The organism is Enterobacter sp. CC120223-11, assembly GCF_900215375.1.
Classification (GTDB): domain Bacteria; phylum Pseudomonadota; class Gammaproteobacteria; order Enterobacterales; family Enterobacteriaceae; genus Scandinavium.
In genome coordinates, this window is sequence record NZ_OBEF01000009.1 from 42,419 (window position 1) to 54,431 (window position 12,013).

Here is a 12,013-nt window from a genome sequence, read left to right on the forward strand (position 1 = left end):
AACACCCGGCTGATTATCACTTTATAACAGGCAAACACTGCAACAGGCCATGGCGGACGCCGCGCTGAGAAATAACATCATCGGCAAAGTGTTGAACATCGCCCATATCACCTTTGAGTACCGCAATTTCAAGGCAGTCGTCATGATTAATGTGCACGTGCAGCGTGGCGACGGATAAATCGTGATGATGATGCTGGGCAGAGACCAGTCGGCTGGCCAGATCGCGCTTCTCATGCTCGTAGACATACGACAGCACCGCAAATCCCTGGACGCCGTGCTCCTGCGTTTTTTCCTGCGCCAGCGCGCCGCGAAGAATGTCGCGAATCGCTTCAGACCGGTTATTGTAGCCACGACGCTGACTGAGGCTGTCGAGCGTTTCCAGTAAATCGTCATCGAGGGTGATGGTTACACGTTGCATCTGATTTAAACCTTAGGCTATGGCGCGACGGGGCGCAGGGAAAGCAGGCAGTACGGCATTTTGTAACACGCGGCCCGCATCAGAGGAAAAGTGTAAAGCGTCTCCCACGGTTTGCATCTCCACGATTTGCCCCTCTTCCATGACCATCACCCGATGGCAAAAACGCTGAACCAGGCGCAGGTCATGAGTAATAAACAGGAAAGCTGCACCAGACTGCTGCTGCAGTTTTTTTAGCAGACGGATCACGCCTGCCTGTAATACCAGATCGAGATTCGACACCGCCTCATCCAGGATCAGCAGTTTCGGCTCCACAACCAGCGCTCGGGCCAGACAGACTCGCTGGAGTTGCCCCCCGCTCAGCTGCGGCGGACGCTTATCGAGCACGGTCTCATCGAGATCGACCGCGCGGAGCATTTCTGTGGCCCTCGCCATTTGCTCTGATTTGCTTAACGACAGCAGATGTCGCATGGGTTCACGCAAAATATCACTCACGGTTTTACGTGGATTGACCGCACTGATGGAATCCTGAAAAACCATCTGAATATCGCGGCGAAATGCCTTTTGCCTTGCGCGATTGAGACGTGAAAGTGGCTCGCCCTGCCAGCAGACGCTTCCTTCCGTTGGCGACTCCAGGCCGATGAGCAGGCGCGCCAGCGTACTTTTTCCGCAGCCGCTACGCCCCAACAAGGCTACCGTTTCGCCGCTGTTCAGCGCAAAAGAGACCGCTTTCAGCACAGTCTGGGGCTGATGATTGCCGCGAAATCCTGCGTGCGCATACTTATGTGTCAGGGCGGATACGCTGAGTAATGTCATGAGGCAAGCTCCATACCGTACAGGGCGAGATGCGCCGCAACCAGACCTCGGGTGACCGCATGCTGTGGTGATTTGAACAGCGTTCCGGCATCGCCCTGCTCCACAATGCGGCCGTGATCCATTACCGCGACATCGTCCGCCAACCTCGCGACCACGCCCATGTCGTGCGTCACCAGCAGCATTCCCGGGCCATGCTTTTGCATAATGTTTTCCAGCAGGTCAAGAATGCGCGCCTGAGCCACGACGTCCAGATCGGTGGTGGGTTCATCGGCGATGATAAACGGCGCATCTGACAAAAATGCCATGGCAATCATCATGCGTTGCAGCATGCCTCCGCTCATCTCAAACGGGTAAAGCTTCAGGATGCGCTGCGGATGTTCCAGTCCGACGGCGTCCAGGGCCGCGATAAGCGTCGCGTCGTCTGCGGGTTTGCCCAACGCCCGGCAGGTTTCTCGCGCATGGGTTGCCATGGTACGCAACGGGTTAAAGGCGCTACGTGGATTCTGCATAATGGTGGCGACCTTTCTACCGCGAAGCTCGCGAGGGAGTATTGGCCTGCCATCGGCGAGAATTGTCCCCGCCGTTTGTCTTACACCCGCTGGCAGAACGCCAAGGGCCGCCGCGCAGGTCAGCGATTTACCGCTGCCGCTACCGCCGACCAGTGCCAGTACGCGTCCCCGTTTAAGCGACAAAGAGACGCCTTCCACCAGCGGGCATCCTGCCTGCAGGGTGATGTTTTGCAGTTCAATCTGTTTCAGCATCAGTGGGCATGCTCCGTGACCAGGTGAGGATCCAGGCGATCGCGCAGCGCATCCCCCACCATGTTAAAGGCCATTACCGTGATAAACAGCGCCAGCCCCGGCCAGAACATCTGCAGCGGCTGAGTCCAGATGTACTGGCGCGCATCGTTAATCATGACGCCCCATTCCGCGGTTGGGGCGCTGACGCCCAGACCAAGAAATGACATTCCGGCCACGTGCAGCATCATGTGGCCGATATCCAGCGTCGCCAGCACCAGCAGCGACGGCATAACCGCCCCGGCCAGATGATCGATAAACACCCGGACATGACCTGCCCCGGAAAGCCTGGAGGCAAGGATGAACTCGCGCTGTCGCAGGGAGATCACCAGACTTCTCACCATTCGCGCATACCACGCCCAGTGCGACAGGGCGATGGCGATAATCACGTTGGTGAGCCCGGTTCCCAGCACGCCAACCATAAAGAATGAAAGGATCGAGGTCGGGAAGGTCATAAACATATCTGCGACGCGCATGGTGGCCTGATCAACCCGACCGCCGATAAGTCCTGCGCTGCCGCCAACAAGGAGTCCCAGCGTCAGGACCAGCAGCAGGCAAAGCATGACAGACCCGAGTGAGACACGGGTTGCCGCCAGCAAGCGTGAAAAAATATCGCGCCCCAGGTGGTCGGTGCCCAGCCAGTGCTGGCTGTCAGGCGAAAGCAGACGCGACGGCAAATCAATGGCCTGAGGATCGTAAGGAAGCCACCACTGACAGGTAAGGGCAATCACCGCCAGCAGCGCAATGATGACCATCGCAAAGCGCACCGGCCAGTGTGAAGCGCAGAAAAAATTCACGAATGCGCTCCTTCATGGTGACGAATGCGCGGATCCAGCGCCGCACTCACCAGATCGACTATCAGGTTGCAGACCACAAAAACAATCACCATCATCAGCGTAAAGCACTGAATCACCGGGTAGTCGCGGTTAAAAATCGCAGAGACGGCATAGCGCCCGACGCCGGGCCAGGCAAAGATGTTCTCGATAATCATAGTGCCACCAATTAATTCACCGATATGCATGCCCACGGCGGCGATCATCGGCAGCGAAGCGTTATAAAAAATATGCCGGCGTTCGGTTTGCTTCTCGCTCAGCCCGCGCAGTCGCGCCCATGTCACATGGCGCTGCCCGGTGACTTCCAGCATGCTGGCGCGCAGGAGACGGGCGTTAATCGCCAGTGACATAAACGCTATCGACACCGCGGGCAAAATGATGTGCTGCCAGCCGCCGTAGCCCATCGCCGGTAGCCATTGCAGGTAAACCGAGAAAAACATGACTAACAGGAAAGCGAGCCAAAAATTAGGCATCGACACGCCCAAAAAGGCGATAACGCGTACGGCGAAATCAGGCAGACGATCGCGGTGACGCGCCGCCCAGATGCCGAGCGGGACAGAGGTAAGCAGGATAAGCACCAGCGCAGCGCCTGCCAGCTGTAGCGTCGCGGGCAGGAAGTGCAGCATGTCATCCAGCACCGGTCGCTGAGAGGCAAAAGAGATACCGAAGTCCAGATGCAGCGCCTTCCAAAGCCAGGTGCCGTACTGCACGACAAGCGGCTGATCCAGCCCCAGCATAATGCGTGTAGAGGCCAGCATCTCAGGCGTGGGTGGCAGACTCGACAGCCGCAAATAGTCGAGTGCCGGGTCGCCGGTCCCCAGACGGAGCATCAGGAAGATAATGACCGAGGCGGCGAAAATCATGGGGATCAGCAGCACCATGCGCTGCAACGCGTAACGCAGCATCAGGGCTTCACCGGTTTAATCTGTTCAAAGGGAATATCGGAAGCAATAGGCGCGTAAGGGATGACGCCAAGCTCCGGTCTGGCAACGACCATCATTGAGACGTAGCTGATGGGCAGGTAAACCGCATCGTTGTGCAGTCGCGTCAGAATATCGCGGTACAAAGCCTGACGCTTTGTTTCGTCAGTGGTTTCAAGTACTTCACCAATCTCTTTGTCAATCAGAGGCTTGTCTTCCAGGCCCTGCTGCGCCTGGTAGTCGGCATGGGACGGGACGCGCATTGAACTCATAAAGGCGTGCGGATCGTAAGGCGCCCCCCAGGTTCGATTGAAAATCATGCCGAAGCGACCATCACGCTGGCGGGCGTAGATGCTGCTCTCCTCCTCACCCACTAACGCCACATCCACGCCAATCTGACGCATTTCCGCCTGGATGATTTCCGCCATCGACTTGCTCAGTGCATCGGTACCAATAAAGGCCAGTTCAATCCGCAGCGGCTGGCCGTTTTTCTCACGGATGGGGTTGCCGTCAGCCAGCGTCCAGCCGGCCTTCTCCAGTAATGCCTTCGCCTGCAGTGGTGAATACTGTCGCGGTTTCAGACCAATATTGGCGTAAGGAACGCCAGGGGCGAACAACGTATCGGCAACCTGTTGCGTACCATACAGGGTGTTATCAATTAACGATTTTTTGTTAACCGCAAAGTTCAGCGCTTCACGGACAGCCAGCTCATTTGTGGGCGCTTTGGCTGAATTGAGGGCCAGCATCACCGTCTCTGTGGGCTGCGAAAGCTGGGTACGGTATGCCGGGTTCTGGCTGAAGCGGGCAAAGGTATCGAGTGGCAGCAGCCCTTCATTACCATACAGCAGGTCGATGTCGCCTGTTTCAAACGCCACGGCGCGCGTCGTCGGGTCTGAAATCACTTTCACCGTAATCGTTTGAATATCCGGTTTTTCACCCCAGTAACGATCGTTTCGCACCAGCACATCGTACTGATTGAGCTTCGACTCTTTAAGTTTCCACGGACCGGTACCAATCGGCGCTTTAATTCCGTTCATTGTTTCGTTGTTTTTAAACTGCGACGGCGCAATAAAGCGGAATGGACGCGGCAGGGACAGCTCCTGCAGAAACGGGTAATAGACGCTTTTTAGCGTGATTTGCAGTTGATTCTTGTCGAGCGCCTTGACGCTAACTATCTGATTAGCCAGTTCCAGCCAGGCGTGACGCGGGCGATTATCCAGCACAACGCGGAAATTCTCAGCTGCGGCATGCGCGTCAAAGGGTTCACCATTGGAAAACGTCACATCATCGCGCAGGATAAAGGTCCAGGTTTTGCCATCCGCCGAATGGCTCCAGCTTTTTGCCAGCCACGGCTTTACCGACCCATCTGCCTGATACTTCACCAGCGGCTCGTAGACCATGCTCTGGGCGAACATCTGATTTGGGGTGTAAAGATGCGGGTTAAGTGGCCCGACGTTTACCGGCCATGCGGTGGTTATCGTGACAGGTGCGCTGGCGGATGCGAAGAAGGACGCGCTGGCCAACAACGCAAAGAGTGTGTGGCGTAGTCTGGACAAGGTAGTGATCCTGAAGGTAACCCTGATACAACTTAATGAGTATGACGATTCTAGTTAATCATCATACTTATGACTTATTCAGGATCAATCGAATGGCGTTGAAACGAAGGTGATATACGAAAATCATATGTTTTCCCTCGCTTAGCAACTGCAACTCCCTCTTCTACCGGCACCGCCTCCTAAAAAAAATGATAATTATTTTCAACTTAATATGGCCAGTACTCACTAAGTTAGCCTGGCCTGCGGGATTATAGCCCCTCTATTTCCCTGCGGATGATCTCAGCCCCCGCGTTCAATGCGCGAAGCTTGCCGGTGGCGACCTGGCGGGACAAGGGAGCCATACCACAGTTGGTACAAGGATAGAGCTTATCTGCATCGACAAACTGAAGCGCTTTTCGCAGGGTATTCGCTACTTCTTCCGCTGTCTCAATGGTGTTTGTTGCCACATCAATGGCCCCCACCATGACCTTCTTCCCGCGTATCAATTCAAGCAGATCCATCGGCACAAGCGAGTTATGACACTCCAGGGAAATAATATCGATGCTGGATTTTTGCAGCTTTGGAAACGCTTCTTCATATTGGCGCCACTCGGAACCGAGCGTCTTTTTCCAGTCGGTATTGGCCTTAATACCATATCCATAGCAAATATGTACGGCCGTTTCGCACTTCAGCCCTTCGGTCGCTCTTTCTAACGCGGTGATACCCCAGTCATTGACCTCATCAAAAAACACATTAAAGGCTGGCTCATCGAACTGGATGATATCGACACCTGCCGCTTCTAATTCCCTGGCTTCCTGGTTAAGAATTTTTGCAAATTCCCACGCCAGTTTTTCCCGGCTCTTATAGTGATTGTCATAAAGGGTATCGATCATGGTCATTGGACCTGGCAACGCCCATTTAATCGGCTGTTTGGTTAATTGACGTAAATAAGCGGCATCTTCAACAAAAACGGGTTTCTGTCGGCTGACCTCACCCACCACAGTCGGGACGCTCGCATCGTAACGATTACGAATTTTAACGACCTTACGATTCTCAAAATCAACACCGTTGAGATGCTCAATAAATGTCGTGACGAAGTGCTGACGGGTTTGTTCGCCATCGCTGACAATATCAATCCCGGCGCGTAACTGATCGTCCAGTGATAAACGAAGCGCATCGTATTTTCCCTCAAGCAGCCCTTCGTCTTGCAGCTTCCATGGCGACCACAGCGTTTCTGGCTGCGCCAGCCAGGATGGCTTCGGTAAACTCCCGGCGGTGGAGGTAGGTAATAATTTTTTCATGCTCGCGGACCTTTTAGATCGGATTAAATGCGTTATGCATTCGTGGACCATTGTTCAAGAATAATTTTTATAGGGTTTGATGAAATGCTGTTCAGTGAATTTTCCCTGTTCAATCGCCAAATGACTACGCTCTTCCCGATCGTAAACAATTTTTGTCACCGAATGGTCATGATGATTCAGGTCCGGCCGGTACTGACGCCCGGCGACAGAGTTAGCATTGTATATCTCAGGCCGATAAATTTTCTGGAATGTTTCCATTGTGCTGATGGTGCTGATGAGTTCCAGATCTGAATAATCGCTCAGCAAATCCCCGGAATAATAGAAAGCCAGAGGCGCGACGCTGTTTTGCGGCATAAAATAGCGCACCTGCAATCCCATTTTATTGAAGTAATATTCCGTCAGCGAGGTGCCGGACTGCTGGTACTCGAATCCCAGTACCGGGTGCTGATTTCCTGTTCGGGTATAGGTTTCTTTGCTGGATACACTTAAGCAGATCACCGGTGACTTATTAAAGTGCTGCCTGTATTCGGCAGATCCAATAAATGCTTTAAAAATATTACCGTGTAAATCGCCAAATCCTTCGGGGATACGGAACGCCGAACCACCTGCATTACTGGCTGGCAACAGCACGCTGAAATCGTAATCCCTGACGTAAGAGGAAAAATTATTACCGACAATACCGTCGATACGCTCATTAGTTTTATTGTCGACAATGACCGTTTTCAGAATTTCAATCACCGGGAAAGTCTCTTCATTACTTTCCACACGCATTTCAACAGAGACAATTTCCAGTTCAACGGAATAGCGATCGCTGGTGAGGTTATCCCAGTGAACCAGACTATTAAAACGGTTGTTAATCATCACCAGCGTGTTGTGTAAATTTTCCCTACGCTCTTTCCCCCTGGCTAAATTAGCAAAGTTAGTGGTAATACGTGTATTTTCAGAGGGGTTATAGTTTTCGTCGAAAGGCGTATATTTCAAAGAGAAAGTCAAATCAGTATTCATCGCGTTGTTCCTGCACCCATCCATGACAGCTGAGTTTATTGGCTAAAGTATCGAGAGAGACTTGTTTTCATTTAGCAGTCATGATGTTGTGAAAACGTTAACTCTTGATAATTTATGCCAGAGCCAGGGGTCCAACGGAAGCGACTAAATTTCATCACAACATGAGAAATCCTCATCTAATGATGACAGTGGCGAAGATACCTTGCCGATGATGAAGTACGGAGAGTCAAGCGCGGTTACCCCGGCACATTGCGCACCGGGGGGATAGATTAATGAGTCTCGTCGAACTGCAGCAGTCGGCCGGTGTTGCCGAGAACCATCAGCGTACTCAGGTTATGCAGCAATGCCGCCACCAGCGCACCCGCGCCGCCAAGCCAGCCGAGTGCCGCAGCGGCAACAATCATGATGGTCCAGCCGAGGCCGATAAACACGTTCACCATCAGCGTTTGTCGGCATTTACGACTCAGGCGGATTGCCGAGGCGATACGGCGCAGGTCACTGCCTGTCAGCACGACGTCCGCTGACACCAGCGCAATATCCGCGCCGTTTGCACCCATCGCCATCCCGACTGCCCCGGCCTTCAACGCCAGCGCATCATTGATGCCATCGCCGACCACCAGAGGACGCCAGCCCTCGTTAACGGCCTTCTGCACTTCCTGCAATTTAGTTGCGGGTAGCGCCTGGGCGACAACGTCCTGAATACCCAACTTATCTGCCACACTTTGCGCCGCCGCAAGCCGATCGCCGGTGAGCAGGAGCTGCTTATCAATGCCCATTTGCTTTAATTCCTGCAGCGCTTCCGGCGCTTCCGGGCGAAGGGTATCGGCCAGCAGCAACCAGCCCAGGAACTGCCCCTGATGGGCAACCCCGACAATCGGCCCCTGATGATCGGGCTGCGGCAACATGCTGACGCCGTGTTCGGCAAACAGATCGGCACGTCCAAGCAGCGCTGTCCCCTGCTCCGTCTGCGCCACGATGCCTAAGCCCTGCTTCTCCTGCACGTCCAGCACCGGCAAGCGCTTATCAACGCTGATATATTCAGCCAGCGCGTGGCTGACCGGATGGCTGCTGGTCGCTCCCAGCGTCGCCGCCAGACGTAGCACCTGGTCATAGTCGCAGTCCTGCGCCAGAACCGAATCCACCAGCTTCAGACGCCCCTGAGTCAGGGTGCCGGTTTTATCGACGATCAGGGCATCAACATCTGCCAGCTCTTCCAGAAACGCCGCGTTGCGGATCAGGATACCGTGACGTGCCGCGACCGCTATCCCTGCCATTGCCGTTGCCGGTGCAGAAAGCACCAGCGCACACGGACAAGCGGCAACCAGTACCGCCAGCATCGCCTGACTGTCATAGGTTAAAAACCACGTGCTGGCCGCGATGAGCAATACCAGTACCAGATAGTGCGAGGCGTAGCGCTCCAGAAGACGGGTGATCGGCGGTTTTGCCTGCTCGGCATCCTTCATCAGGGCGATGACTTTCCCGAGCGTCGACTGTTCGCCGGTGTGCATCACCTCCATCCGCAGCAGTCCGTTGAGGTTGATGGAGCCACCAAAAATCAGCGCTCCTGGCCCGGCTTCCTGCGGTACTGACTCCCCGGTGATGGAGGCCACATCCAGGCTGGCAAAGCCGCTGAGGATTTTGCCGTCCGCAGGCACGTTATCGCCAGCGCGGATTTCCACAACGTCGCCTTTGCGGACCTTATCGCTATCGACCGTTTCGAACGAGCCATCCTCGCGCACCCGCCGCGTTTTACTGCGGGTCAGCTTCGTCAGGCCCGCAATCGCCTGACGCGTCCCCATCACGCTACGCTCTTCGAGGATATGACCGAAAATCATCAATACCGGCAGCAATGCGGCAGTGATCAGGTCGCCAAGCGCCCAGGCGCCGAGCATCGCCAGCACGATTAATAAATCGGTGACGCCGTGCAGGTCCGGATGGCGAAGACTGTGGAATCCTGCCCGAAACACCGGAATGGCGACAATAAGCCAGGCCACGCCCGCCAGCAAATCGCTGATAGCCGCTTGCTGTGGCGCGATGGAACGCCACACCAGACTCAGGATTATCAGGCCGATGGTGGTCATGGCCAGGGTCAGCTGCACGGTCATTTTACGCTGCTCTTCCGGCGTCAGCAGAGCCTGGCTGAAGTTAGGATGAATATGCCCGTGACTACACTGATGACTCATCGCAGATCTCCAAATACATCAGACAGAGAGGTGGGAGTCTTCGACGCAGGGGCCGAAGATGAGGCTGGGGTCGATGCTGAAGATGGCGCAGAAGACCAGTCAGAATTGATGCTGATGTCAGACGGCGAAGCAGAACGGGTCGCCGCCGGCTGATCGATCCCCTGCCCGTCTGGTCCTGTAAGCACCAGCCGGTTTTTATTCTCCGGCGCCACCGTCAGTACCTGTCCGGCGTGGGAGAAGATGGTGGTAATTCTGTCGCGCCAGATGCGTGACAGCATGCCGGCATCGGTACCCGTTGCGCGCGCCTGGGCAAGTTTGGTGATGGTCTGCGTTGCCACTTCGGCCTGAGCAAGCATTTCACGGCTGTCCGCTTGCGCCTGCTGGATAACCCTGTCGGACTGCTGCTGCGCTTTTTGCAGGCGCAGCGTGGCATCGTTCTGTGCCTGCGCAACGGTCTGCTCTGCGCGCTGACTGGCAGTCAGTACGGCGTTGAAAGCATCCACGGCGTTATCCGGCAGGGATGAGGCTATATCGACACGTTCGATGGTAATACCCGGATCGTTGTCGCTGTCCTTCAGTTTCTGCAGATCCTGCATCATCACCTGACGCAGATCGCTGCGCAAACGCGAACGCTCCTGCGCGGCATGACTGTCGTTCTCAAGTGTTTCAGGGCGGGCGACCAGGATCGTATCCAGATCTCGCCCTGCGCTGACCACTGTCGCGGCACGCTGTGCCAGTCTGTCGAGCAGCGGGTTGATATGCTGTTGCTGAAGCACATACTGCAGCGGCGAACTGATGCGGTAGTACACCTGCATATTGAGCTGGACGACGCCGGAATCACCGGTCAGTAAATACCCGGCTCCGGCCCCGGCATCGCTGGTGTACTGATCGTTGCTCAACAGATTCAGCTGTTCGCGGCGGAGCAAGGGCAGGACGTCATGCTGCAAAATGCGGGCCGGACCCGGAATGATTTCCACACGGTCAACCGGCTTCGGCCAGGCAAACAACATACCTGAACTTTCTACGTTCACCGCTTTACCGAAGCGGAAAACAACAGCCTGCGTGTCGGGCGTGACCTGATGAAAACTGGAAACGACCCAGGATAGCGCCGCCACCACGGTTGCGGCATACAAGCCAAAGAAGGCAATCCGGTATGACTGGCCCCAGGGGCTTAATACTGTGGAAGCTTTTCTCATGGATTCGCCTTCTGCGCATCATCCGGTTTCTGCACCAGGGCTTTGAATGGCGCGGCGTCAGTGCTCAGCACAATGCGGGTGCTTTTGTTCACCACGTCGTTAAGGGTATCCAGAGAACGCAGCAGATTATAAAGCTGCGGATCGAGCGCATAGGCTTTGGCGTAGATGGCTGCGGAATCCTGCTGCGCCTGGGCTGTGATCGTCGCAGCTTTCACTGACGCATCGGCTTCAGTAATACGCGCTTCTTTATCCGCTTTGGAATGAATTTCGGCCGCCATACGGTTGCCTTCAGCCGTCCGCTCAGTGGCGATGGTTTCACGCTCTGCGCGCATCCTGTCAACGGTCGCATTCAGGGTGACGGCAGGCAGCGTCAGACGCTCGATACCGACATCAATCAGCTCGATGCCATAGCTGTTCAGCAACTGCGCCTTCAGCTGGCTTTTAATCTGCTGCTCCAGCTGTGGAATTTTCACCTGCTTGCCATCGGTATTGACGATCTCCGACAGCGCATAGTTACTGGTGGTGGTTTCGAGGGAAGAACCGATAAAAGTACGGATCTGGCGCGCAGCCTCTTCAGGCTGGTTCTGTACCGCGCGGATAAAACGCAGCACATGCGGCTGTTCCGGACTGACTTTCCAGATAGCCCAGGCCTGGACAATGACCCTTAAGCCATCGCGGGTCCCGACATCCTGCAATCCGCTGGACGTTGAGCGGGTACGCAAATCCACCTCGACGGGTGTTTCAAACGGGGCAGGAAGACGCCACGCCAGCCCCGGTGAGAGCAGGACCCGAACCGGGCTGCCAAAACGGGTCATAATGGTGGCGCTGCCGGCATGAACCTGAACCAGACAGGCGGTCAGTAATGCCAGCACGACCAGCAGGGCTGCGATACCGTAACGCAACCAGCGGCGGTCAGGACGGGAAGCCCGCATCTGATGTGATGCGGGAGTTAAACCAACCTTATCGCTTTCTGCGGCGGTTGAAATAGTACGAATTTTCATTCTCAGCGGGC

At 55.2% G+C, this 12,013-nt stretch carries 10 protein-coding genes and 1 pseudogene; all 11 read right to left on the bottom strand.

Going from position 1 to position 12,013, the window contains the following annotated elements; all coding sequences use genetic code 11:
* Nucleotides 1–16: 16 nt before the first annotated feature.
* A complete protein-coding gene (nikR, locus tag CRO87_RS22570) occupies nt 17–418 on the bottom strand; it encodes a nickel-responsive transcriptional regulator NikR (protein ID WP_141398696.1) in 402 nt (133 codons plus the stop codon).
* A 12-nt stretch (nt 419–430) separates the two neighbouring features.
* Nucleotides 431–1,231, bottom strand: a complete 801-nt coding sequence (gene nikE, locus CRO87_RS12185) for a nickel import ATP-binding protein NikE (RefSeq protein ID WP_141398697.1) — start codon at nt 1,229–1,231, stop codon at nt 431–433.
* Nucleotides 1,228–1,992, bottom strand: a complete 765-nt coding sequence (nikD, locus tag CRO87_RS12190; RefSeq protein ID WP_097163212.1) for a nickel import ATP-binding protein NikD — start codon at nt 1,990–1,992, stop codon at nt 1,228–1,230. The genes nikE and nikD overlap by 4 nt, the downstream gene beginning before the upstream one ends.
* On the bottom strand, nt 1,992–2,825 hold the full coding sequence (gene nikC / locus CRO87_RS12195) for a nickel ABC transporter permease subunit NikC (RefSeq protein ID WP_097163213.1): 834 nt from the start codon (nt 2,823–2,825) through the stop codon (nt 1,992–1,994). Before nikC ends, nikD begins: the two co-directional genes overlap by 1 nt.
* On the bottom strand, nt 2,822–3,766 hold the full coding sequence (gene nikB, locus CRO87_RS12200; protein ID WP_097163214.1) for a nickel ABC transporter permease subunit NikB: 945 nt from the start codon (nt 3,764–3,766) through the stop codon (nt 2,822–2,824). The genes nikC and nikB overlap by 4 nt, the downstream gene beginning before the upstream one ends.
* The gene (gene nikA, locus CRO87_RS12205) at nt 3,766–5,337 is read right to left on the bottom strand and encodes a nickel ABC transporter substrate-binding protein (protein WP_097163215.1); all 1,572 of its coding nucleotides are present in this window, start codon (nt 5,335–5,337) and stop codon (nt 3,766–3,768) included. The genes nikB and nikA overlap by 1 nt, the downstream gene beginning before the upstream one ends.
* 248 nt (nt 5,338–5,585) lie before the next feature.
* Nucleotides 5,586–6,617, bottom strand: coding sequence for a methionine synthase (locus CRO87_RS12210; RefSeq protein ID WP_097163216.1), 1,032 nt, complete (start codon nt 6,615–6,617; stop codon nt 5,586–5,588).
* Between the two features lie 32 nt (nt 6,618–6,649).
* A pseudogene (locus CRO87_RS12215) lies at nt 6,650–7,622 on the bottom strand (DUF1852 domain-containing protein).
* Nucleotides 7,623–7,891: 269 nt separating this feature from the next.
* Nucleotides 7,892–9,727, bottom strand: coding sequence for a cation-translocating P-type ATPase (locus CRO87_RS12220; protein WP_097163328.1), 1,836 nt, complete (start codon nt 9,725–9,727; stop codon nt 7,892–7,894).
* A 74-nt stretch (nt 9,728–9,801) separates the two neighbouring features.
* Nucleotides 9,802–11,001 carry a protease modulator HflK gene (gene hflK, locus CRO87_RS12225; protein ID WP_097163218.1) on the bottom strand — a complete coding sequence of 400 codons (1,200 nt, stop codon included), beginning with the start codon at nt 10,999–11,001 and terminating at the stop codon, nt 9,802–9,804.
* Complete coding sequence (gene hflC, locus CRO87_RS12230) at nt 10,998–12,002, bottom strand: protease modulator HflC (protein WP_097163219.1); 1,005 nt, start codon at nt 12,000–12,002, stop codon at nt 10,998–11,000. The genes hflK and hflC overlap by 4 nt, the downstream gene beginning before the upstream one ends.
* Nucleotides 12,003–12,013: the final 11 nt, after the last annotated feature.

Bases quoted from the DNA above. Each gene is read 5' to 3' on its own strand.
- nikR (WP_141398696.1), bottom strand. From the start codon at position 418: ATGCAACGTGTAACCATCACCCTCGATGACGATTTACTGGAAACGCTC.
- nikE (WP_141398697.1), bottom strand. From the start codon at position 1,231: ATGACATTACTCAGCGTATCCGCCCTGACACATAAGTATGCGCACGCA.
- nikD (WP_097163212.1), bottom strand. From the start codon at position 1,992: ATGCTGAAACAGATTGAACTGCAAAACATCACCCTGCAGGCAGGATGC.
- nikB (WP_097163214.1), bottom strand. From the start codon at position 3,766: ATGCTGCGTTACGCGTTGCAGCGCATGGTGCTGCTGATCCCCATGATT.
- CRO87_RS12210 (WP_097163216.1), bottom strand. From the start codon at position 6,617: ATGAAAAAATTATTACCTACCTCCACCGCCGGGAGTTTACCGAAGCCA.
- CRO87_RS12220 (WP_097163328.1), bottom strand. From the start codon at position 9,727: ATGACCGTGCAGCTGACCCTGGCCATGACCACCATCGGCCTGATAATC.
- hflK (WP_097163218.1), bottom strand. From the start codon at position 11,001: ATGAGAAAAGCTTCCACAGTATTAAGCCCCTGGGGCCAGTCATACCGG.
- hflC (WP_097163219.1), bottom strand. From the start codon at position 12,002: ATGAAAATTCGTACTATTTCAACCGCCGCAGAAAGCGATAAGGTTGGT.